Below are 24423 nucleotides of genomic sequence, written 5' to 3' on the forward strand. Positions count from 1 at the left end.
CCTCCTGGTGCCAGGGCTGAAGGGCGACGCCCTCAGCCGAACCGGCGCAGGTCGTGGAAGAAGTCGTCGACGAGGCGGAGTTCCCCCGCCCCGGCCACGCGGTCGTAGACGTACTTGCCGACGGCCAGGTCGAGGACGCCGAGGCCGAAGGGCGAGAAGATCACCGGCTGGTCCTGCGGCGGCGCGGCGCGGCCGAGCATCACGTCGTAGAGGGTGCCGTTGAGGAAGTCGCGGTTCCCGGTGCGCTGCTCGACCAGGTGCGGGGAGGTGTCGGCCTTCAGGCAGTGCTCGACGTCGTCCACGAAGTTCGCCGCGGTGAGCAGGATCTCGGGGGCGAGGTCGCGCAGCGACACGTGCAGGACCAGGGGGTTGTGCTCGAACCAGCCCGGGGCCGTGACGTGCGGCCGGCCCGCGACGGTGGCGAAGACCACCAGGTCGCTGGAGCGGACCAGGTCCTCGGCGCTGTCGTGGACGGTGATCCGCCCGCCGGCGCCGGCCTGGTGCAGGTAGCCGCGGAAGCCGGCGGTGCTGTCGGCGGACAGGTCGTGCACGCCGATCTCGTCGAAGGTCCAGCCGGTGCCGGCGAGGAAGGTGTGGATGTACCGGGCGATCAGGCCCGTGCCGAAGAAACCGACCCGGCGGGGCCTGGTCCGGGTGCGGCTGAGCCAGTCGGCGGCCAGCGCGGCGGAGGCCGCGGTCCGGGTCGCGCTGATGACGGAACTCTCCAGGCAGGCGAACGGGTAGCCCGTGTCGTGGTCGTTGAGGATCAGCACCGCGGAGGCCCGGGGCAGCCCGGCGTGCACGTTCTCGGGGAAGCTGGAGATCCACTTCACGCCGTCCACCTGCGTCGGGCCGCCGATGGAGGCGGGCAGCGCGATGATCCGGGCCGCGGGACGGTCGGGGAAGCGCAGGAAGTACGAGGGCGGGTTGACCGAGTCACCGGCACCGTGCAGCCGGTAGGTGGCCTCCACCAGCTCCACCAGTTCCCGCTCCCGCCCGGTCAGCGCCTGCTGCACCTGCCGGCCGGAGATCACCGCGAAGGTGGGCGCCGGGGCGGGCCGGGGCACGGCCGGCTGGGGGGACGTCGACAGCACGTGGGTCATCGCCGGCTCGCCTCCTCGGCCGGGCAGGAGTCGCCCAGGCGCCGCGGCTCGGCCATGCCGACCAGGACCCGCCGCTCCCCGGTGTACGGCTCCCTGCTGTGCGCGGTGCCGATGTTGTCCACGAGCATCAGGTCACCGGCCTGCCAGGGCTCACGCCGGGTGTGCTCCTCGTAGGTGGTGTTGAGGAGCTGGACGACGTCCTCGCCGATCGGACCGCCGTCGCCGTAGCGGGTGTTGAACGGCAGCGAGTCCGCGCCGTACTCGTCCACCAGGTACTCGCGGACCTCCGGGGCCAGCGTCCACTCGTTGAGGAAGGCGATCTGGTTGAACCAGCACCGCTCGCCGGTGCGCGGGTGTTCCACGACGGCGCGGCGGCGCTGCTCGGTGCGCAGGGAGCCGTCGGGCAGCCAGCGGAAGTCGATGGCGTTCGCGCGGCAGTACCGCTCGATCGCGTCGCGGTCCTCGGTGCCGAACGACTCCGCCAGCGACGCCCCGATCTCCTCGTTGTAGGTACGGGTCAGCAGCCAGCCCTCCTGCTCGAAGCGCTCCGTCAGCTCGGCGGGCAGCGCCTTGAGGACGTCGGCCGCGTCGGCCACCGCCGTCGCCCCGCCCTGCTCGGGCGGCGTCAGGCACGCGAACAGCAGCAGACCGGGCACCTCCAGCTGGTAGCTCAGCTCGTGGTGCATGCACATCGGCTGGTTGGCCGGCCACGGCGTCGAGGAGTACAGCCCCGGTCTGTGCGCCTCCCGCGGCGCGAACGCCTCCCGCTCCGGCATGAGTTCACCGGCCAGCCGCGCGAACACGGCACCGGCCTGGTCGGTGTCCTTCAGGCCGAGACCGCGCACGAGCAGCGCCCCGTGCTCGGTGACCTGCGCCCTGAGCGCCTCGCGGTAGCGGGCTGCCCAGGCGGCGGCGTCGTCCGGCGGATCGACCTGCAGCATCGCGGGTCTGTCCGGCCGCAGCTCCACGTCGAGCGGTGCTGCCAGGGAAGAGGACGGCATCTCGGTTTCCTTTCGGTCGCCCGTCGGATGGGGTACGGGCCTCAGGTGGAGGCCAGGGGGACGGCCGCGCTCAGCACGGCCCGCGCCGCCTCGGCCGGCCGCGTGCGCAGGAAGTAGTGGCCCCCGTCGGCCAGTTCGTGCAGGTCGACCTGCTCGGCCAGGAGCAGCCAGTCGCGGTGGCGCTCGCCGTGGCCGGCGGTGTGCGGGTCGTCGGCGGCGACGACCACCGACACCGGCGCGGACAGCCGCACCGGCGGCGGGTTCTCCAGGACCGCCTGGAACCAGCGGTGGGCGCCGACGCAGTCGTGCCGGTAGGCGGCCCCGATGTGCTCGGCGTGCCGCTCGTTGAGTTCGGCGAGTTCCGTGTAACCGCTGTCCGCGGTCAGCCGCGCCGCGACCTCCGCGTCGCTCGGGCCCGTCAGGTCGGCGACGGCGGCGCTGCGCTCGGCGGCGGTGCCGAGCAGCTGCGCGCCGAGGAACACCCGCGTCACCCGCACGCCCCGCTCCTGGAGCCTGCGGGCCGTCTCCAGGGCCGGTGCGGCGCCCGACGAGTGGCCCCACAGCATGACCCGGGACAGGCCGCGCGCCGCGATCTCGTCGGCGACCCGGCCGGCCACCTCCTCGATCGACGCGAACGGCTCGCGGTGGGCCGCCAGGTCGTGGCCGGGCAGGTCCACCGCCAGGACCGCGAGGCCGCTGCCCGCCAACTCGGCGGCCAAAGGCTGGTAGTTGACGGCGTTGCCGCCCGCGTACGGGAAGCAGACCAGCGCGCACTCCGGCGTACCGCCCGCCTCCGACAGGGGCTGGAGCAGCTCCGCGCGCCGCCGGCCGGCACCGTCGAGGAGGGCGGCCAGATCGGCGAGGACCGGGTGCCGGGTGATGTCCTTCAGGGAGACCGCCCGGTCCAGCGCGATGCTGAGTTTCACGGCCGTCAGGGAGGTGCCGCCGGAGTCGAAGAAGTGGTCCTTGCGGCCGATCCGGTGCTCGGGCACGCCCAGCAGCTCGGCCCAGGCCGCCGCCAGCCGCCGCTCGGCCGGGCTGAGCGCCTCCCGCCCGCCGCCGTCCCGCTCCGCGCCGTCCCGGTCCGCGGCCGGCCCGGTGTCGGCGGCCTGCGCGGTCAGTGCCTTGCGGTCGATCTTGCCGTTGGCGGTCAGCGGAAGGCTCTCCCGCCAGTGGAAGGCGGCGGGGACCATGTAGGCGGGCAGCGCCGCCGCCAGCGCCTCGCGCAGCGCCTCCGGCTCGTGACGCCGGCCGGTGTGGAAGGCGATCAGCTGCGTGTTCCCGCCGCCCCGCTCGGCCACGACCACCGCGCCGTCCCGCACCCCGTCCACCCGCAGCAGGGTGTTCTCGATCTCGCCGATCTCGATGCGGAAGCCGCGGATCTTGACCTGGCTGTCCCGGCGGCCGAGGAACTCCAGCTTGCCGCCGGGGTGCCAGCGGCCCCAGTCACCGCCCAGGTACAGCCGCTCCCCGGGCCGGTACGGGTCGGTCCGGTAGGCCTCCCGGGTCCGCTCGGGGTCGTTGACGTAGCCCCGGCCCACACAGACACCGGAGAACGCGATCAGCCCCGGGGCGCCCAGCGGCACCAGCGACAGCTGCTCGTCCACGACGTAGACGCGCACGTTGTTGACCGCACGGCCCAGCAGCACGCGGTCGGGCACGCCGTCCAGGACCTCGTGGTTGGTGTCGTCGGACGTCTCCGTCAGCCCGTAGGCGTTGAGCAGCCGGATGCCCGGCTGGAGCGCGAACCAGCGCTGGACCAGCTCCCGTTTCAGCGCCTCGCCGGTCACCGACACCCAGCGCAGGTCCGGCAGGTCCCGGGGGTGCTGTTCCAGGTACGAGACCACGACCTCCAGGTAGGAGGGCACCAGCTGGGTCACGGTGACCCGGCCGCGCACCAGCGTGTCCACGAACCGCTCCACGTCCACGACCACGTCCTGGCCGACCAGCAGGGTCCGCCCGCCGACCAGCAGCGCGGACACCAGCTGCCACAGCGAGATGTCGAAGCACTGCGGGGCCGTCTGCGCCACCACGGCCCCCTCGCCGATGCCCAGGTCGTCGATCTTGGCGTGGAGGTGGTTGAGCAGGCCCGCGTGCTCGCACATCGCGCCCTTCGGCTCGCCGGTGGAGCCGGAGGTGAAGTAGATGTAGGCCAGTTGACCGGGGTCGACCGGTACACCGGGGTCGTCGTCCGCGTGCGGCTCCGCGTACGCCGTCTCCACCGGCAGCTTCTCGATTCCGGGCAGGTCGGCCAGCGCCTGGTCGAGGGTCCCGGTGCCGCCCGACCCGGCGAGCACCAGCCGGCAGCCGGACCGCGACAACGTTGCCGCGATGCGGCCGGCCGGGAAGTGCGGCTCGATCGGCAGGTAGACCCCGCCCGCCTTGAACACCGCCAGCGTCGCCGCCAGCCAGTCCAGGTCCCGCTCGGTGACGACGGCGACCACGTCCTCCCGGCCCAGCCCCCGGGCCAGCAGCGCCCGGGCCAGCCGGTTGGCGCGCGCGTTCAGCTCCGCGTACGTCCACGCCTGCTCGCCGTGGACCGCGGCCACCGCCTGCGGATGCGCCCGTACCCGCCGCTCGAACAGCTCGTGCGCGCGGGCGTCCGGCAGCGGCCGGTGCGGTCCCGCCAGCCCTTCAAGCTGCTCGCGCACCTCCTCGGCCGACAGCAGGCTCTGCTGCGCGTGTTCGGCGTCCGGATCGGCCGCCATCAGCCGCAGCGCCTTCAGGTGGTAGCCGCCGATCCGCGCCGCGCTCCCGGCGTCCAGCGCGTCCGTGCGGTACCGCAGGCGCAGCAGCAGCCGGCCGCCCCGGTCGCACCAGCGCACGTGCAGCACCCCGTCCTCGGCGTGGGCCTCCTCGGCGCCCATGGGGCCGAACACCACCTCGTACGCCGGCTCGGTCACCCCCAGTTCGCGGGCGAGGCCGGCCACCGGGAACTCCCGGTGGGCCAGCACCGCGGCCTCGGCGCGCTCGGCGGCCGACACCAGCGCCCGCCAGGACCCCGGGGGGACGGTCAGGCGGCACGGCAGCGGCTCGCCGCGCACCCCGGCGGTGTACCCCGTCACCAGGTCCCGCTCGCCGGACAGCGCGGACAGCACCTTGGCGTGCGCCGCCAGCAGCACCGCGCTGACCGGCAGCCCCGACCGGCGGACCAGTCTGCGCACCGAGGCCGCCACGTCGTCCGGGACCGCCGTCTCCTGCTCGGCCGCTCCCGGCACCGGCGCCGGGGCCCACCGGGGTACGGCGGTGACACCGCCGGCGGTCAGCACCCGGCTCCAGAACTCCCGGTCCGTCTCCACGCGCGTGTCCATGGGATGGCCTTCCTCAACTCGTGGCAGCCGCAGGGGCGTCGGTCGTGCGCGGGGCCCGGCCGGGGCCGCCGGCCTCGGGCATGTCCACGGCCGGATTGCCGCCCCAGTGCGCGTTCGGGGGGACTTCCTCGCCTTTCATGAGGAAGGAATCGGCCGCCAGCACCGCGTCGTCGCCCATCGTCACGCCGTAGTGCACATGGGCGCCGACGCCCAGCGTGCAGCGCGCGCCGAGTGTGCTGTGGTCCGACTTGAACGTGCCGTCCTCCTGCGAGTGGCACTGGATCTTGGACCCGGCGTTGAGGATGCAGTCGTCCCCTATGGCGGCCAGGGTGCGTTCGGTGATGTAGCAGCCGTCGTCGAACACCCGGCGGCCGATGCGCACCCCCAGCAGCTTCCAGACCAGGGCCTTGAACGGAGTGCCGTTGAAGATGTTGAGATACTCGGTCGGCATCTTCCACACGCGCTCGTGCCACCAGAAAACCGGGTGGTAGATGGAACACAACTGGGGTGTGAGGCCGCGGAACGACGTCAGGCAGCGTTCCACGAGGATGTAGTACCCGGTGGAGAACGCGAGCGTCATGGCCAGGTACAGGGCGATCACCACGTGCCCGACCACGCCGTACAGGTCCACGGAGACCAGTCCGAACAGGGTGAGCGCGAAGACGAGGAGCCACCGCACGCTCAGCATCAGGGCCATCGTGCGCAGGTTGTAGCGGTTCTTCGCGGAGAGATGGCGGCGCAGTTCGTCGCCCTCGCGGAGATGGTCGAAGCTGGCGTCCCGGTCCACCGAGCGGGGAATCTCGAAACACGGCGAACCGAGCAGTCCCACGCCTTCCCGCACCTTGCCGTCGAGGGGAATCTGCACCTTGGTGGCGAGAAGGCAGTTCTCGCCCGTCCTGCCCCCCACGGGATAGGCGATGTTGTTGCCGAGGAAGTTGCGCGGCCCGATCGACACCCGGGACACCCGGAAGGACGTGCTGGAGTAATCGGCATTCATGACGGAGAGCCCGTCGGCCACCATGGTTCCGCTGCCGACCGTGACCAGGAACGGGGTCTCGTGCTGCACCTCGGTGCCGAAATTGGAGCCGGTCTGCTCCACCCGCGACAGGTCGTAGCCGAGCCCGCGGAGATAGTGCACGATGTACGAACTGTCGCCGAAGAGCCACGCGAAGAACTTCACGTTCGTGATGCGTGCCGCCGCCCGGTGCAGGCTGTAGTGGAACCCGTAGAGCGGATACACCCGGTCGGGTTTGACGAACAGGTCCAGCAGACGGGGAACGGTGTACAGGGCGACGAGGCCCAGGACGAGGAAGCCGGAGAACAGGGCCAGCGAGACGCCGAGCGCGTCCGGGATCAGTTCCGGCCGGGTCAGCACCGCCGTCTGCGGGTCGAGCCGCTTGCCGATCGCCGGGATCTCGGTGAACAGCATGTACACCCCGCCGAGGGTGAGCGGCAGGTACAGGACGTACGTCTGCAGCAGCGTGAGAGCACCGAACCAGACCCGGCGCGCGGTGCCGCACCTGGCCGGCGCGACCCGCAGGTAGTCGACCTGGGCGGGCTCCGCCGGGGAGCCGTGCCAGCGCTCGCCGTCCGGTACCGCCTGGCCCCTGTGCAGCGCGGAGGCATGGCCCAGCTGTGCACCGTCGCCCAGGGAGGTGTCGATGTCCAGGACGGTCTTCTCACCGACGTACACGTCCCGGCCCAGCGTCACCCGGCCGGTCTGGATCCGGCCCGCGTGGGCCCGGTAGCAGAGGAAGAACGACTCCTTGCGGATCACCGTCCCGGCGCCGATCGTCACCAGGTCGGTGCAGACCGGGACGGAGCGGGAGAGGATCGTGACGCCCTTGCCGACCCGTGCCCCCAGGGCCCGCAGGTACAGCACGTACAGGGGAGTTCCGACGAAGAACACCATCGGGTTCGCGTGCAGCAGCACCTTCACGAGCCAGAAGCGCAGGTACGCCGCTCCCCAGAGGGGGAACTCGCCGGGTTTCCAGCGGCCGACGAGCAGCCATTTCGCGATGACCGGAAAGACGCACAGGAGGGTGAAACCGATGCCGCCGAAGAGCAGCGACCGCACATAGATGCCGACGAAACCGGAACCCGCGGCGATCCACTCGTATCCTCGGGCGGTGACGAACCCCCAGACGAGGGAGTACACCAGGAAGATGAACAGCTGGGCCGCCCCGCACAGCAGATGCCGGACGCGGCTCACGGGCGTCACCGGAGCGGGCGGAGCCGTGGGCTCCGGCGAGGGCGCGGCCGGTTCGGCGGCAGCGGCCTGCACGAGGGCCGCCGTCAGGCTCCGGATCGTGGGATGCCGGTAGATGTCCCGCATGGACGGCGAGGGCAGATCCGGGTTCTTCCGCAGGCGCGCGCAGAACTGGGCCATCACCAGGGAGTTGGCACCGAGGTCGGTGAAGAAGTGGCTTTCGGCTGGAACGTGCTCGGACCCGGTGACCTCTGCCAGTGTCTCCGCGAGTTTCCGTTCGGTCCTCACCAGCGCGGAACCGGCGTCGCTCGACGTGACGGCAGGGTCGTCGGGCCGGGGTATGGGGACCTCGGAGGACTGCTCCACCATTACATCTCCTGAGGACGTACGGATCGCCGATGGCCAGCCGGACGGTTCCTGATCAGGAACGGCCGGTTTTCAGTGTGGCCAGGCGCACAGGAGGCTGCCACTTCGCACCGGTCCGCACGCGCGCTCGAAAACCCCGGCGGCTTTACGCCCCTTGGCCTCCGCGCCGGGCGGGGGCTGCCACGGCTCACCCGAACGGCGGCCCCCACACCGGGTGAGGGCCCCCGCTACCCGGGCAGGAACGGGCTGGGCCGGCCGTGCCGGGAGAGGCGCAGGGCGTCCCGGGCGCGGGTGGCGGCGACGAAGAGCTGGTTGCGGCTCTTGTTCAGCCCGCGCTCGTACCGCCGGGGGTCGGCCGTCGCGTACTTCTCGACGAGGGCCGTGCGCGGGAGGACGCCGTCGCTCGCGCCGACGACCGCGAGCTTCTGGTACTCCAGGCCCTTGAAGCGGTGCATGGTGCCGACGTGCACCTCGCCACCGCCCTGCGGGCCGTCCTCGGTGAGGGTCGCCGTGGTGATGCCGTGCCGGGTCTCCAGGTCCGCGGCGACCCGCCCGGCCATGTCGCCGTCGGCCACGCAGACGGCCATGGTGCCGCCGGGGTCGCGTACCGTGCCGCCCTCGGCCGGCCGGGTGATCTCCGGGCGCCACTGCTTCAGGGCGCCGGCGAGCCGCGCGATCCGAGGAAGGCGTGCAGGGCCTTGCGGGCGCCCTCGTCCGCGAGGCCGTACGTCGTGGACAGGTACCGGAGCAGGCTCTCCTTGAGGCTCTGCGCCTCCAGCGTGGGTCTCACGCGTCCGGCACCTCCCCGCGCTCCGGGTCCCAGCGGCCGGCGGCCACGGCCGCGTCGAGCCGCTGCCGGAAGAAGGCGTGCGCCTGACGCATCTCCCGTTCGCGGTCGGCCTTGCGGAAGGGAGCGGTGTAACCGTCGGGGACCGGCGTGCGGGCCGGGTTCGCGAGGTGGGCCTCCAGCCGCTGCCAGTCGTCGGGTCCCTGGCCCACACCGTGGGCGTGCTTGTCGGCGGCCAGCTGCCGGCCCGCCGCGTCGAACCACATCTGCCCCTCGCGGTCGGCGAGCAGGGTCAGACGGGCCCGGTAGGCCGCGATCAGACTGTCGGCGGACAGGCCCATCCACACGGCGACGAGGGCGTCGATCTCCGTCAGCGCGGCACGGCGCTCGTACTCGCTGCGCAACGGCGTGCCGGCCGACCACTTCTCCTCGACCGCGTTCAGCGGGGCGAGGCCGGGCCAGTCCCGCGCCCAGGGCTCACGCGTCCACTCCTCGGTGACACCGCGCTCCCACAGCGGCGCGTACGCGCGGGACAGGCAGTTCAGCCGTGCCGTCCGAAGCGCCAGCGCGGCCTGCAGGGGATGCCCCGGCCTCGGGGCGGGCAGGCGCTGGGCGTCGGCCTGGAGGATGTCCTTGATGCCGAAGACGCGCACCATGTAGTCGAGCGGGAGCGAGGCCCAGAACCCCGCGACCAGCAGCAGGTGCAGGTCACTGGTGAACGCGAGGCTCTCGACCGCGAAGACGTGCGTCGCCCCCGGGGGTACGACGGCCGCGTTCAGCACCCGCTCGGTCTTGCCGTCGTTGCGCCGCCGGAACGCCAGACGGTAGTGCCGGACGTGCGGAACACCCTGCCAGGGCTTCCACACGGCCGCTTTGGACTCGAACGCGGCCCGGTCCGAGACCCGGGCCATCTTCGTGGCCGGGACGAAGTCCTCGGGGATCGCGGTCAGGTCGATGCGCCTGCCGTTCGAGCTGAGCTCGGGATCCTCCTTGAAGAACGGGGTGCCCGGACCGAGGTGGGGCCCGTGCAGGACCACCTCGTCCCACGACTCGGGCCGCCCCGGAGCGAGGTCGATGAGCTTTCCGACGTCGGCCTTCTCGTGGTAGCCGGGACTCAGGCTGATCTCGTCGCCGCGCAGCCGTACCGGGTAGGCCGCCATCATGGCGACGGCCTGCTGCTCGCTCGTGGTGAGCGGGTACATGATCTCGGTCTCGTGGATCTGCAGGGTGCTGCTCTGCTGCTCGTGCCAGAGCGCCAGCAGATCGGGGGTGACACGGATGATGCGCGCCCTGTGCGGACGCGTGTCGAAACGCCCCTCGAACCTGATGCCCGGCTCCGGCCCGCTGCCGTCGTGGCGCAGCGACCGGGTGAGGACCTCCGCGCGGTACAGGTTGCTCAGGTGCAGGAAGTCGATGTCCTGCCGGGGGCCGTAGATGTTGGCGGCGAACTCCTTCTTGTCGCCGACCGGCCGCGGGAAGGCCCAGTTCGAGACGTTCACATAGGCGCCGTGCACCCGCAGCCGCCGATAGGCCTCGGCCCGGATGTGACGGGTCGCCGTGCCCTTGAGGTGTCCGTCGGGATGCACCAGCCCGATGGAGCCCGAGGTGCCGGAGTGGTCCCAGCACTGCACCACGAACCGCGGGTGGAGATGGGCCGAGGTACCGCTCAGGATCGGGTACGTGATCGGGCTGGCGTAGAAGTCGGCCAGGGCGGTGCCGTTGCAGGCGTCCCGCAGGACGGTCGCGCGCTGCTCCGGCACCTGGAGGACGGACGCCTTGATCTCGTCGGACCGGGCCTGGGTGAGGGATTCGTCCAGGGCGAGGAGCGGTTCGAACTCCGCGTAGCCGGCGTGGGAGTCCCACTTGCTCTCCACCCAGGGCGGGTTGCCCACCTGGAGGTCGAAGCCGCCCGCCTCCCCGGTGAAGACGCCCGCGAAGTCCAGTTCCCAGTGCAGGAAGCCCTGCTCCTCGGCGATGTCGCGGACGACCCGCATCCACGGGTAGCGGGTCTCGACCGCCTTGCGGGCGTCGTCCATGCCCATCTCGGCCTGGATCAGGTCCTCCAGGGCCGTCAGCTGCTCCAGGGAGTCGACCGCGCCGGCGAGGGTGCTCTCCGGCACCGGCCCGGTATCGAGCATGGACTCCAGGAAGGCGATCCAGTCGTCCAGGCCGGCGAGCGGGACGACGTCGCGCCGGCGGGCCGGCGGGCCGGCCCGCTTCGGCGCGGCGGGCGTACGGGTCCTGGGGACCTGCTTCTTCTCCACCAGCCCGGTGCCGTCGGCGGCACCGCCGAGGGAGATCCGGTCGCCGTCCACGGCGAACAGCAGACCGCTCTCCACGAAAAGGGGCGCGGACTCCGGCGCGGCCCGCCCGTCCCGCGCGGCCGGCCCGCCCCCGGAGGCCTGCCCGGCCACCGACGACAGCAGCCCCTCCAGGTCGGTGCCCGCGCCCGCCGCCACCACCGGCGCCGTGGCGTACTCGGCGTCCGTGCCGTCCAGCAGCCCCACCCTGTCCAACGGCCAGAACCACAGCGCGCACCAGGCGTCCATGACCTGCTTGAGCCGCCAGTACGGGGAGCCCTCCGCCTCGAACAGGTCCTGGAAGACCTGCTCCTTGGTCATCGGCAGGGTCCGGTCGGCGTTCTCCTTGTCGCGCCGCAGGAAGGCGTACTCCGCCGCGTCCTCCGGCCGGTCGGTGCCCCAGACGTCGATGGTGCGGGCGATCTCCCGCTCGCTGAGCTCCATGCGCTTGGCGACGAGCGTCCACAGGAACTCGACCCGGCGTGCCGCGGCCTGGAGCCGGGCGAGCTGGCTGCCCTTGCCGCCGGTGGTCCCGGGCTTGGCCTGGAGGCTCTTCTTCCACTCCTTGAGCCGCGCGGCCTGCGGCCCGGCGAGCCGGTCGACCAGCTTCTTCGCGTCGCCGCTCGCCCCCGCGGCCGCTCCCCAGCCGGGCGTCGGCAGCAGGAACTGGTGCACGGCCCCCTCGGGCAGCGGCTGGGGCGAGCCGTCCCCGGGCGCACGGAACGGCAGCTTCGTAGGCGTCCTGGCGCCGACGGTCCGCTCGTTCCTGACGCGGTCGGCCTCGTACACCGCCCGCCGGGCCCCTATCAGCGAGTTGCCGCGCCGCAGGTGCAGTCCGAACCAGGGCGCGCGCATCCCGGGGTGCATGGTGTTCAGCCAGAGCGAGACCTCGGCCAGCTCGACGCCGGTGGCGTTGAGGTCGATGCCGTAGGCGTTGTGCAGGGCGATGTACGCCTTCACCTTCTGCCGGGCGTCCAGTACCCGCGACGCGTCCAGGCTGACACCGAGCTCCTCCTGCCGGCGCTTGAGGTACTCCTCGGCCACCTGGTTGATCGCCTCGTTGAGGAACGCGCCGGAGCCGAGGGCCGGCTCGCAGATCGTGTAGCGCAGCAGCTCGCTCGCCCGGGTGCGGACCGGGCGGCCGTCGGCGTCCCTCTCCTGGTCGAGGCGGTGCCGGAGCGTCAGCTCGACGGTGACCTCGGTGAGGGACTCCGGGGTGTAGTACGAGGCGGACGTCTCGCGGTCACGGCCGGCCAGCCGGTAGACGAACCGGCCCGCCGGGTACTTCCTGGGCCCGCGCAGCCCCTGCTGCTCGGCGTCCTGGGCGGAGTGGACGACGTGCGTGTTCCCGGGGTAGTCGGGCAGCCGGTCGGCGGGCACGAGCCAGGAACCCTTCTCGGGGTCGCCGTACTGCTGGTCGCCCTTCCTCGCGCCCGGCTTGGCGACCTCGGCCAGCTCGTCGGGGGCGATGACGCCGGTGTAGGACATCAGGCCCTCGTAGACCGCGCCGAGCTGGTTGATGCCGAGGTTGCGGTACGAGATGAAGCCGCCCTGCCGGCCCCGCCGGCCGGCCTCCTTCAGGGTCAGCAGGCGCAGCACCTGGTGCAGGGCCTCGTTGCGCAGGCGCAGGTCCAGCCACCGGGGCGGTTCGTCCCCGTCCTCGTCGCAGCGGGGGTCGAGCACGCCGCGGCCGATGAGGGTGATGGCCTTCGGGTCGAACAGCTCGCTGCGCAGCGGCTCGAAGCGCAGGCCGCGTTCCTCGCTGCGCTCGCCGGCGGGCCCGTGGTCCTCCGGTTCGGTGCCGTGCGGGCGGTGACCGTAGTTGACCTTGTTGAACAGCACGTCGAGGGAGGCGTACAGGTGGAAGCCCCTGCGGCTGTCCTCGTCGACCAGCTTCCGCTCCCGTGCGACCAGCTCGCGCAGCCGGGCCACCGAGTAGCCGGCCTCGTAGGTGGAGTCGTCGGAGGGCAGGATGCCCAGCTCGGGGCGGGCCTCCGCGTAGAGCAGGAACAGGATGCGGTACAGGTAGCGCAGGGACTCACGGGTGAGCTGCTTGGCGAACGGGCCCTTCTTCGGGTCCTCGATCCGCCGCGGCTCGACCCCCGCCTCGCGCAGCCGCAGCAGCACCTCGTTGGCGATGATCTCGACCGAGCGCTGGAGTCCCTTGCGCAGATCGGAGTTGACGCCGACGGCGCTGTCCCGGGAGGCCTTCAGCAGGGCGTCGATGCGCGGGCCCTTGCCGTCCGCGCGGGGCGCCAGCATGTCGTGCGAGAACAGGGCGGCCAGCAGGGCGAGTTCGCCCGTCTTCGCCGTGTCGTTGCGGGCGAGGGCCGCGTCCAGACCCGCGGCCAGGTAGCGGCCTTCGGCCCAGGAGCCGCGGTTGGCGAGGACGAGCACACCGCCGCAGAGCAGCAGGACGAAGCGGGGCGCGTCCCCGCCGGCCCCGTGCAGTTCGCTCTGGAAGAGCCAGCCGGCCAGCTTCTCGCCCGTTTCGAGGAGACCGCCCGCGGTCTTCAGGGGGTGGAGCAGCCGTCCGCCCTGTTCCGGGTCGAGGGCGCCGTCGAGGGAGTCGGTCCAGCCGCAGTCGAGCGCGACGATGCCGTCCCCGTGCCACGCGGCCCGCAGCTCGTGGTCCCGGCCCGCGTGGTGCACGGTGAGCGGCCCGGCCGGCCCGCCGTAGCCGAGGGCGCCGAGGACGGCGGTGTGCCAGGCGGTGAGGCGCTCGGCCCACTCCCCGGCCAGGTCGTCGTGCGTGCTGCCCGGCTCCTGCCGCCGGGCGCGGGAGGCGAGGAAGGGCCGTACGGCCGCCGTGTACTCGCCGCGCAGCCGCGGCAGGAGCTCCCGGGGGGTGGGCCGCGGGTCGTGCGGGTCGGTCTCCCGGCCGGTCCACCGGGCGAACAGGCCCTCCTCACCGGCCCTGGTGTTCTTGAGGGTGTTCTCCAGCTCCTCGCTGAAGTAGTGGGCGGAGAGGTACTCGCCCCGGTTGGCGAAGGAGTCGTAGGTGTAGCTCATCGCGCGGACTCCTCGGCGGGGGCGGCGGACGGGGCGGGGGAGTGGAGCGGTTCGAGCACGCCGAGCACCCGCAGCATCGGGTCGCCCGCGGTGCGCAGGCGGCGTACCAGGTCACGGCGGCGGGCGGCGGTGTCGTACACCTCCCGGCGGCGGCGCTGCCGGTTGCCGGCGGCCGTCAGGGCGTCCTGCTCCCACGCCCGCACCCGCTCCTCGTACGGGGCGAGGCAGGAGTCGACCTGCCGGTCGTAGTCGGCGCGGCGCTCCCGCAGGTGGGTCTCGGCCGCGTCGACGGCCGCGGGGACGAGCGACTGGAGCAGGCCGGGCGCCAGCGGCCTGTCGCGGCCGGGCATGCCGGGGCCGACCCCGCAGGCGGCGAGGAAGGCCGCGTCCATGCGCCACACCCGCGGGCCGGCGCCGGCGAGGCCGGTGACGGCCATCCACTCCACGACCGTCGGCTTGCCCGCCGCGTTGGAGTAGACGCCCTGGAGCAGGTAGACCGGGCCGGTGAGCGCGGCCGGCAGGGCGGCGTCGATCCGGGCGGCCCGGGCGGCGTCGGGCCGGTGGGCGAGGACGAACGCCTCGTCGTACCGGAGCTTCGCGAGGACCTTGTCCGTCAGCCAGTCGAGCACCGGGTGGATGTCGGAGACGTAGGACACGTTGGGCCACTGCGAGGTGGGCCGGTCGCTCCCGCCCTGCCGGGCGTCGCGGGCCGCCTCCAGCCGCTCGGCGGCGTACTGCTTGTCGAAGGTGAGGCGCAGCGTGCCGTCGTACCCGGGCGTCGTGAGGATCCGCTCCTGCTCCAGGTACGACTTCGGCAGCTCACGGAACCGGTACTGCAGGTCGTCGGGCGGAGTGAACTCGATCCGGCCGCCCGCCGTCTCGGGCCGCCAGTTCAGCGCGGCACGCTCGGCCGGCGGGTGGATGAGGTCCATCGCCGCGTGGAAGTACGCCCTGGTGTCGGCGAACACACGGGGTACGTCGGCCACGGGCACCGGGGCGGTGCCGGTGGCCGCCGGGACGGCCGCCGGGCCGGCGAGCCGGGCGTGGGCGCCGGCGAGCAGCCCGGCGAGGACGCCGCCGGCCTGCTGCCGGGACTGCTCCAGGGAGCGTTCGACGGTGCCGCCCCCGATGAGGTCGCGGGTCAGCCGGTCCTCTTCCTTCTTGTCGTCGTACGGACCGGTGACGGCCTCGACGCTGCCCTCGCCGGTCTCGATCTCGTGCGCCCGGGCCTCGCGGCGCAGCAGGCGGGCGCCCACGAGCCGGTCGTCGAGCGTGAGCGTCCCGCCGCTCTCCTCGTCCCGCCGCCAGGGCACGTCGGCGGTGAGGGTCAGCGCGCGGAACTCGGGGCTGACCGCCTGCCCGTAGCGGTCGATACGGCCGTTGCGCTGCTCGATGCGGATGAGGGACCAGGGCAGGTCGTAGTGGACCAGGTCGTGGCACTGGTGGTGCAGGTTGACGCCCTCGGAGGCGATGTCACCGGTGAACAGCAGCCGCACCGGCTCCTCGCGCCGCCCGAAGCGGTCGACGATCTCCCGCTGCTGCTGGTCGTTGGTGGTGTCGCCGTGCATGACCTCGACGGCGCCGCCGTACACCCGCCGGGGACGCGCCGGGTCGGCCTCGGCGGGCCGCTCGCCGAAGCCGAGCCGGGCGGGGACCTCCCGGGCCAGCCAGTCCAGCGTGTCGACCCGCTCGGAGAAGACCACGACGCGGCGCTCCGAGCACGGGCCGACGCCCAGCTCCCGCAGGGTCCGCACGAGCGCGTCCAGCTTGGCGGAGTCCTCGTCGGTGAAGTCCGCGACCAGCGCCTCCAGTTCGGCGAGGGCGGCGCTCTCGGCGGCGAGGGCGGCGCGGCGCCCCGGGTCGGCCGCCGTACCGGTCCCCGGGGCGTCCAGGAACCGGCGGCGCCTGGCGAGGGACTCGCGCAGGGCGACGTGCGAGGACAGGAACGCCTTCAGGAAGCCGTAGCCGACCAGCGGATCGGCACACACCGGCGAACGGTCCGGATCACCCGGGGTCCACTCGACGGCGAGCCTCTCCAGGACCGCGACCTCCTTCGGCGTCGCCGGCGCCGGGACCGGCAGCGAGGGGCCGCGCTCGACCCACGGCTTGCCCTTGAGCCCGTCGCGCACCTCGCGGTCGGTCTTCGTCCGCCGGATGTAGAGGTGGTCGAGGTCGGCGACCTCGTAGTTCCCCGGGTCGGCGATCGCCGCCGGATCGAGCATCCCGATCAGCTCCGCGAAGGACTCGTCGTCACCGTTGTGCGGGGTGGCGGAGGCGAGGATCAGCGCGTCGGTGCGCTCGGCGAGGCGGCGGGCCAGGCGGTTGTTGCGGGTGCCCCTGTTCACCAGGTTGTGCGACTCGTCGATGACCACCGCGTCCCAGGTGGTGTTCTCCAAGTGGTGCGCGTACGTTGCCGACTTCAGCGTGTCGACGGAGACGATGACCCGCCTGAAGTGGGCGAACGGGTTGCGACCCGCCGGGATCTCCTGCTGGATGCGCTGGATGCCGGTGGAGTCCAGGCGCACCAGCGGCAGGGAGAAGCGGGTCCACAGCTCCCGCTGGAACTGCTCCAGCACATGCGCGGGCGTCACCACCAGGATCCGCTCGCCGCGCCCGCGCCGGATCAGCTCCGCGAGCGTGATGCCGATCTCCAGCGTCTTGCCGAGCCCCACCACGTCGGCGATCAGCAGCCGGGGCTGCGGATTGCGCATGGAGAGCGCCAGCTCGGCGGGGCGCAGCTGGTGTTCCTGCCGGTCCATCAGGAAGGAGTCGGCCAGCGCGATGCCGTGCTCGGTCTGCGGCAGCGCGGTCTTGCGGATGACCGCCTCCAGGTAGAGGCGGGCCTTGGCGTGCTGGGACGTGTCGTCGGGCACGAGGCGGGTCCTGCGCGGATCGAGCACCTCGATCCGGTCGAGCCCCGAGTAGAACACCGCGTCCGTGCCGCGGACGAACGGGCTCACCCCGCTGACCTCGACCATGAGTCCGTCCCGGGACTCCGTCACGGACTTCACGAGCCACTGCTCGTCGCGGACGCGGACCTGGGCGCCGGGGGCGAAGACGGGCCTCGTCCCGGCGGGGTACGCCGCCCGTTCCTGACCGACGTCGGGCGCCTCGGGAACCTCGGGCTGCATCGCCGCGGTCACGTGCTGCTCCTCTGCGGACGGTGTACTCGTGCCCGGCGGTGCGCTCGTGCGCCGGCAGGAGATCGGGTGGACGGAAGATCGGGACCCCGGGGGCGGGGCCCACGGCGACGGCCTCACCGCTTCGGCCAGGCGAGCGCCGGCCCCCTCGCGTAGCGCGCGCAACTCCTCGGCGACCCGACGGGAGGCGGGGGCCGGCCGGGCCGCACCGGGGGCGGAGACGGGACGGGCCGACCGACGGTCGTCGTGGTGCCCGGTGCCGGCCGTTCGGCGGTCGTCGTGGTGCCCGGTGTCGGCGGGTCGGCGGTCGTGGTGGTGTGCGGTGTGCGTCGGCCGGTGGCCGTGGCGGTGTCCGATGCGGGCCGACCGGCGGTCGTCGTGGTGCCCGGTGCCGGCGGGTCGGCGGTCGCGGTGGTGTGCGATGTGCGCCGGCCGGTGCTCGCGGTGGTGTCCGTTGCGGGTCGGGCACCGGTGTCCGTGGTGTCCGTTCCGGGTCCGCCGGCGGTCGCCGTGGTGCTTTCCTCCGCCGGCGCCGACTCCTCGCGCAGCAGTCTGTCGAGCGAGTCGAGCCGGTCCAGCATCGGGGCGTCCGGCTGGGGCGACACCGTCGCGGGGTGGCCCGGTGCCGTCGTCTCCCGGATCAGCTCCCGCCGCGCGCGGGCCGGAGTCGTACCCAGCAGGTGCAGCAGCCCGGCGCACTGCCGGGTCACCTCCTCCAGCGACGGGAGGTCCTGCGCCTCGTGCGCCGGCATGGACGTCACCACGGGGGCCAGCTCCCCGGGCAGCCCGGACAGATCGGGCCCCGTCCCGGGGTTGACCACCTGCGCGGCCACCGCCTCCCAGCGGGCGCCGTCGTACGGGTAGTGTCCCGTCGCCGCGTACAGCAGGACCGTACCGAGGCCGTACACGTCGGCGGCCTGCGTCACGTCCACCGCGCCGAGGGCCTGTTCGGGCGGCATGCAGCGGACCGTGCCGATGACCGTGCCGGCCTGGGTGAGCGAGCCCTGGGAGCCGCCGAGGAAGGCGCCGAGGCCGAAGTCGATGATCACGGACCCGAAGTCGCCCAGGACGACGTTCTGCGCCTTCAGGTCCCGGTGCACCAGTCCCGCCGCGTGTACGGCGGCCAGGCCCTCGGCCGGCAGCGCGCCCAGGCTCGCCACGAGGGGCGCGGCGAGCGGCCCCTGCTCCCGCACCACGTCGGAGAGCGGGCGCCCGGGGACGTAGTCCACGGCCGGCGAGGACTGTTCGGCGAACGGGTCCGCGTCGATGAAGCGGGCCGCCCGGCCCGTGCCCGAGACGGTGCGCGCGATCGTCGCCTCGCGCTCGAACCGGGCGCGGGTGTGCGGGTCCGTGCGATCCGGCCGGATCACCTTCACGGCGACCGGTTCCCCCGCGACGGAGTAGGCGAGGTACACCTCCCCCATACCGCCCGCGCCGAGTCGCCGCTCCACGAGGTACGGGCCGATCCGCGACGGCACGGTTCCCCCGTTCACCGCGGGCTCCGGCAGAGACGCTGACGAATCACCACCACAGCCTACTGATCGACATCACGCGGGAGGAAGCGGTCACTTCCCGGCCGGAGCCACCTGCGCAGCGGGGCAATCCGGGACCGGGTGTCCCGGAGTGCCCCCGCACGCCCCTTGCGCCGCTAGATGTCCCGGAAGATCTCGATCTGCGCGCCGATCGAGTTCAGGCGTTCGGCGAGGTCCTCGTAACCGCGGTTGATGACGTACACGTTGCGCAGCACCGACGTGCCCTCGGCCGCCATCATCGCCAGCAGGACGACCACCGCGGGGCGCAGGGCCGGCGGGCACATCATCTCGGCGGCGCGCCAGCGGGTCGGGCCCTCGACCAGAACCCGGTGCGGGTCGAGGAGCTGGAGCCGGCCGCCGAGGCGGTTGAGGTCGGTCAGGTAGATGGCGCGGTTGTCGTAGACCCAGTCGTGGATGAGGGTCTTGCCCTGCGCGGTGGCCGCGATGGCCGCGAAGAACGGGACGTTGTCGATGTTCAGGCCGGGGAAGGGCATCGGGTGGATCTTGTCGATCGGCGCCTCCAGCTTGGAGGGGCGGACCGTGAGGTCGACCAGGCGGGTCCGGCCGTTGTCCGCGAAGTACTCCGGCGACCGGTCGTGGTCGAGGCCCATCTCCTCCAGGACCGCCAGCTCGATCTCCAGGAACTCGATGGGCACGCGGCGGACGGTCAGTTCGGACTCCGTCACCACCGCGGCGGCCAGCAGGCTCATCGCCTCGACCGGGTCCTCGGAGGGGGAGTAGTCGACGTCGACGTCGATGTTCGGCACGCCGTGCACGGTGAGCGTGGTGGTGCCGATGCCCTCCACCTTGACGCCCAGCGCCTCCAGGAAGAAGCACAGGTCCTGGACCATGTAGTTGGAGGAGGCGTTGCGGATGACGGTCACGCCGTCGTGGCGGGCGGCGGCCAGCAGGGCGTTCTCCGTCACCGTGTCGCCGCGTTCCGTCAGGACGATCGGGCGGTCGGGGCGGACCGAGCGGTCGACCCGGGCGTGGTACTGGCCTTCGGTGGCCGCGACGTCCAGACCGAACCGGCGCAGCGCGATCATGTGCGGCTCGATGGTCCGCGTGCCCAGGTCGCAGCCGCCGGCGTAGGGCAGCTTGAAGTGGTCCATGCGGTGCAGCAGCGGGCCGAGGAACATGATGATCGAGCGGGTGCGGACGGCCGCCTCCGCGTCGATCGCGGCCATCTCCAGCTCGGCGGGCGGGACGAGTTCGAGGTCGACGCCGTCGTTGATCCAGCGTGTGCGCACGCCGATGGAGTTGAGCACCTCCAGCAGGCGGTACACCTCCTCGATCCGCGCCACCCGGCGCAGCACCGTGCGCCCCTTGTTCAGCAGCGAGGCGCACAGCAGCGCCACGCAGGCGTTCTTGCTGGTCTTCACGTCGATGGCGCCGGACAGACGGCGGCCGCCGACCACACGCAGATGCATCGGGCCCGCGTAGCCCAGCGACACGATCTCGCTGTCCAGGGCTTCACCGATGCGGGCGATCATCTCAAGGCTGATGTTCTGGTTGCCGCGCTCGATGCGGTTGACGGCGCTCTGGCTGGTTCCGAGCGCCTCCGCGAGCTGCGTCTGCGTCCAGCCCCGGTGCTGCCGGGCGTCACGGATGAGCTTGCCGATGCGTACGAGGTAGTCGTCTGACATGAGGTTGAGGTTATCTCAGATATGAGATGGCGCCCGCTGGGGGGTCCGTTCGGGTGACGCCCGCGCCGGTGAGGCCGTGACGGTGCGTCAACAGTGCTGGTAGGAAGGCGTACGGCACCCGAAAGATCGGGCAAATCCACCGATGTCGTACGACATGCCACCCAACTCGGTTACCCCGCCCGGCGTATCAGGAACCCCCGAACGCGTGTCTCCCTCTCCTCCTCTGAAAGGGGGACACATATGAACATCAGGATGCGGCACCTCCCGGTCGCCGTCGCGCTCGTGCTCTGCTCCGTGCTGACCTCGTGCGGCACGGAGCGTACGGGCGGGCCGGCGGTCGGCGCGCCCGCGACGGGATCGTCCGCGACAGAGGGGACGGGCGACGACCAGTGCCAGGGCCAGGACACGACCGACGACGACCAGGAAATCCCGGACACCACGAGCGACGACCAAGGTGACGGCGGGCCGGACACCACGAGCGACGACCAGGGTGACGGCGGGCCGGACCTCACGAGCGACGATCGGGGTGACGGTGGTCCGGATCTCACCAGTGACGATCAGGGTGACGGCGGTCCGGATCTGACCAGTGACGACCAGGGCGACGGCGGGCCGGACGTCACGACCGACGACCCGGGGCCGCCCTGTGGCGCGACGGCCGGCCCGCACCGCTGGTTCCCCATGGCCCGCGACTTCCGGGCGTACCTGAAGGCGGACGGCCTGAAGGCGGACGCGGCCATGGCCGGCCACGTGCTGAGCGTCTACGTCCGCAACCCCGAGGGCACCGGCCGTACGGAGGCCTGGGTCCGGGTGACCTACGGGGTGATGGAGGAGGACGACGCCGACCGCACGGCCAAGGCGTTCGCCCGCTGGCGGTCCTCCGTGTACGGCGACCACGGGCACGTGGGCGTCACCGGGCCGGCCAAGACCGACGCCGAAGCGGACTGGTAGGTGGTGGGGCATGACCATCCAGCGCCCATGTACTAGAGTTATCTCGACATCGAGATATCTGCCGAGGCGCACCGTAGCCCGCCACTCCAGTAAGGCATGCCTAACTTAGCCTCACCTCACTGGTTCGGCCAAGCCGGCGTGGCGGCACGATTGACGGTGGTACGCGCACATCAATGAAGGAGACTGTCGTGTCGGCGAACAGCTTCGACGCCCGCAGCACGCTGCAGGTGGGCGACGAGTCGTACGAGATCTTCCGGCTGGACAAGGTGGAGGGCTCGGCCCGCCTGCCGTACAGCCTCAAGGTCCTGCTGGAGAACCTGCTCCGCACGGAGGACGGCGCGAACATCACCGCCGACCACATCCGTGCCCTCGGCGGCTGGGACTCCCAGGCCCAGCCCAGCCAGGAGATCCAGTTCACGCCGGCCCGCGTGATCATGCAGGACTTCACCGGCGTGCCCTGTGTCGTGGACCTCGCGACCATGCGTGAGGCCGTGAAGGAGCTCGGCGGCGACCCCGCCAAGATCAACCCGCTGGCGCCGGCCGAGCTGGTCATCGACCACTCCGTCATCGCCGACAAGTTCGGCACGAACGACGCCTTCAAGCAGAACGTCGAGCTGGAGTACGGCCGCAACAAGGAGCGCTACCAGTTCCTGCGCTGGGGCCAGACCGCCTTCGACGAGTTCAAGGTCGTTCCCCCGGGCACCGGCATCGTCCACCAGGTGAACATCGAGCACCTGGCCCGCGTCGTGATGGTCCGCGACGGCAAGGCCTACCCGGACACCCTGGTCGGCACCGACTCGCACACCACCATGGTCAACGGCCTCGGCGTCCTCGGCTGGGGCGTCGGCGGCATCGAGGCCGAGGCCGCCATGCTCGGCCAGCCGGTCTCCATGCTCATCCCGCGCGTCGTCGGCTTCAAGCTCACCGGTGAGCTGCAGCCGGGCACCACCGCCACCGACCTCGTGCTCACCATCACCGAGATGCTCCGCAAGCACGGTGTGGTCGGCAAGTTCGTCGAGTTCTACGGCGAGGGCGTCGCCGCCACCTCGCTGGCCAACCGCGCCACCATCGGCAACATGTCGCCGGAGTTCGGCTCCACCGCCGCGATCTTCCCGATCGACGACGAGACCCTGAACTACCTGCGCCTGACCGGCCGCTCCGAGCAGCAGGTCGCCCTCGTCGAGGCCTACGCCAAGCAGCAGGGCCTGTGGCTGGACCCGAAGGCCGAGCCGGACTTCTCCGAGAAGCTCGAGCTGGACCTGTCCACGGTCGTCCCCTCCATCGCCGGCCCGAAGCGCCCGCAGGACCGCATCGTCCTCGCCGAGGCCGCCCAGCAGTTCGCCAAGGACGTCCTCAACTACGTCGAGGCGCCCGTCGCCCAGACCCCGGAGGCCGCCGCCTCCCCGGTCGACGAGGCCAGCGCCGAGTCCTTCCCGGCCTCGGACGCCCCGGCCTACGGCCACCAGGAGAACGGTGCCGGCGCCCCGCAGCACGGCCAGGGCACCGGTGCCGTACCGTCCAACCCGGTCCAGGTGACCGCCCCCGACGGCACCACCTACGAGCTGGACCACGGTGCGGTGACGGTCGCCGCCATCACCTCCTGCACCAACACCTCCAACCCGTACGTCATGGTCGCCGCCGCGCTGGTGGCCAAGAAGGCGGTCGAGAAGGGTCTGACCCGCAAGCCGTGGGTCAAGACCACCCTCGCCCCGGGCTCCAAGGTCGTCACCGACTACTTCGAGAAGGCGGGCCTCACCCCCTACCTCGACAAGGTCGGCTTCAACCTCGTCGGCTACGGCTGCACCACCTGCATCGGCAACTCCGGCCCGCTGCCGGAGGAGGTCTCCAAGGCCGTCAACGACCACGACCTCGCGGTCACCTCGGTCCTCTCCGGCAACCGGAACTTCGAGGGCCGTATCAACCCCGACGTCAAGATGAACTACCTGGCGTCCCCGCCGCTGGTCGTCGCCTACGCGCTCGCGGGCTCCATGAAGGTGGACATCACCCGGGACGCCCTGGGCACCGACCAGGACGGCAACGAGGTCTTCCTGAAGGACATCTGGCCGTCCGAGGCCGAGGTCAACGAGGTCGTCGCCAGCGCCATCGGCGAGGACATGTTCTCCAAGTCCTACCAGGACGTCTTCGCCGGCGACGCCCAGTGGCAGTCCCTCCCGGTCCCGACCGGCAACACCTTCGAGTGGGACGCCGAGTCCACCTACGTGCGCAAGCCCCCGTACTTCGAGGGCATGGGCATGGAGCCGGCCCCGGTCGAGGACATCGCCGGCGCCCGCGTGCTCGCCAAGCTGGGCGACTCGGTCACCACCGACCACATCTCCCCGGCCGGTGCGATCAAGGCCGACACCCCGGCCGGCCAGTACCTCACCGAGCACGGTGTGGAGCGTCGTGACTTCAACAGCTACGGCTCGCGCCGCGGCAACCACGAGGTCATGATCCGCGGTACGTTCGCCAACATCCGCCTGCGCAACCAGATCGCGCCGGGCACCGAGGGCGGCTACACCCGCGACTTCACGCAGGAGGGCGGCCCGGTCTCCTTCATCTACGACGCCTCGCAGAACTACCAGGCCGCCGGCATCCCGCTGGTCGTCCTGGCCGGCAAGGAGTACGGCTCCGGTTCGTCCCGCGACTGGGCGGCCAAGGGCACCGCGCTCCTCGGCGTCAAGGCCGTCATCGCCGAGTCGTACGAGCGCATCCACCGCTCGAACCTCATCGGCATGGGCGTCCTGCCGCTGCAGTTCCCGGAGGGCGCCTCGGCCGCGTCCCTCGGCCTGACCGGCGAGGAGACCTTCTCCATCTCCGGCGTCACCGAGCTGAACAACGGCACCACGCCGCGCACGGTCAAGGTCACCACCGACACCGGTGTCGAGTTCGACGCGGTCGTCCGCATCGACACCCCCGGTGAGGCCGACTACTACCGCAACGGCGGCATCATGCAGTACGTGCTGCGCAACCTGATCCGCAAGTAAGCGGCAGCACCCGGCGCAGCCGAGGGCCGGTTTCTTCGGCTCCTTGCGCAGCGGCACCTCGCGCTCCCGCCGCAGCACCGAGCC

Annotated in this window: 12 protein-coding genes; 2 read left to right on the forward strand and 10 right to left on the reverse strand. The window is 72.2% G+C overall.

The window, feature by feature from the left end; translation table 11 throughout:
• Positions 1–32: 32 nt before the first annotated feature.
• The 10 genes from sbnB to ABZ923_RS24760 form a co-directional block, all read right to left on the reverse strand.
• A complete protein-coding gene (gene sbnB, locus ABZ923_RS24715; protein WP_361475492.1) occupies positions 33–1103 on the reverse strand; it encodes a 2,3-diaminopropionate biosynthesis protein SbnB in 1071 nt (356 codons plus the stop codon).
• Positions 1100–2104, reverse strand: coding sequence for a TauD/TfdA family dioxygenase (locus ABZ923_RS24720; RefSeq protein ID WP_361475494.1), 1005 nt, complete (start codon positions 2102–2104; stop codon positions 1100–1102). Before ABZ923_RS24720 ends, sbnB begins: the two co-directional genes overlap by 4 nt.
• A 41-nt stretch (positions 2105–2145) precedes the next feature.
• Complete coding sequence (locus ABZ923_RS24725; protein ID WP_361475496.1) at positions 2146–5415, reverse strand: amino acid adenylation domain-containing protein; 3270 nt, start codon at positions 5413–5415, stop codon at positions 2146–2148.
• Positions 5416–5428: 13 nt separating this feature from the next.
• On the reverse strand, positions 5429–7993 hold the full coding sequence (locus ABZ923_RS24730; protein WP_361475498.1) for a Pls/PosA family non-ribosomal peptide synthetase: 2565 nt from the start codon (positions 7991–7993) through the stop codon (positions 5429–5431).
• A gap of 224 nt (positions 7994–8217) precedes the next feature.
• Positions 8218–8565: a 3'-5' exonuclease gene (locus ABZ923_RS24735; protein WP_361475500.1), complete on the reverse strand. Its 348-nt coding sequence runs from the start codon at positions 8563–8565 to the stop codon at positions 8218–8220.
• A gap of 77 nt (positions 8566–8642) precedes the next feature.
• Entirely contained in the window at positions 8643–8780 is a 138-nt protein-coding gene (locus tag ABZ923_RS24740; RefSeq protein ID WP_361475502.1) for a hypothetical protein, read from the reverse strand.
• On the reverse strand, positions 8777–14089 hold the full coding sequence (locus tag ABZ923_RS24745; protein ID WP_361475504.1) for a hypothetical protein: 5313 nt from the start codon (positions 14087–14089) through the stop codon (positions 8777–8779). The genes ABZ923_RS24740 and ABZ923_RS24745 overlap by 4 nt, the downstream gene beginning before the upstream one ends.
• The gene (locus ABZ923_RS24750; RefSeq protein WP_361475506.1) at positions 14086–17232 is read right to left on the reverse strand and encodes a DEAD/DEAH box helicase; all 3147 of its coding nucleotides are present in this window, start codon (positions 17230–17232) and stop codon (positions 14086–14088) included. Before ABZ923_RS24750 ends, ABZ923_RS24745 begins: the two co-directional genes overlap by 4 nt.
• Positions 17233–17345: 113 nt before the next feature.
• Complete coding sequence (locus ABZ923_RS24755; protein WP_361475508.1) at positions 17346–18722, reverse strand: protein kinase; 1377 nt, start codon at positions 18720–18722, stop codon at positions 17346–17348.
• A 155-nt stretch (positions 18723–18877) separates the two neighbouring features.
• Positions 18878–20407, reverse strand: coding sequence for a UDP-N-acetylglucosamine 1-carboxyvinyltransferase (locus ABZ923_RS24760; RefSeq protein WP_361475510.1), 1530 nt, complete (start codon positions 20405–20407; stop codon positions 18878–18880).
• Positions 20408–20647: 240 nt separating this feature from the next.
• Between ABZ923_RS24760 and ABZ923_RS24765 the strand changes: the two genes are divergently transcribed.
• Together ABZ923_RS24765 and ABZ923_RS24770 are read left to right on the forward strand one after the other, a co-directional pair.
• A complete protein-coding gene (locus ABZ923_RS24765) occupies positions 20648–21355 on the forward strand; it encodes a hypothetical protein (protein WP_361475512.1) in 708 nt (235 codons plus the stop codon).
• Positions 21356–21543: 188 nt separating this feature from the next.
• The gene (locus ABZ923_RS24770; protein ID WP_361475514.1) at positions 21544–24339 is read left to right on the forward strand and encodes an aconitate hydratase; all 2796 of its coding nucleotides are present in this window, start codon (positions 21544–21546) and stop codon (positions 24337–24339) included.
• Positions 24340–24423: the final 84 nt, after the last annotated feature.

The organism is Streptomyces sp. NPDC046881 (assembly GCF_040645015.1).
In the GTDB taxonomy this organism is placed as follows: Bacteria; Actinomycetota; Actinomycetes; order Streptomycetales; family Streptomycetaceae; genus Streptomyces.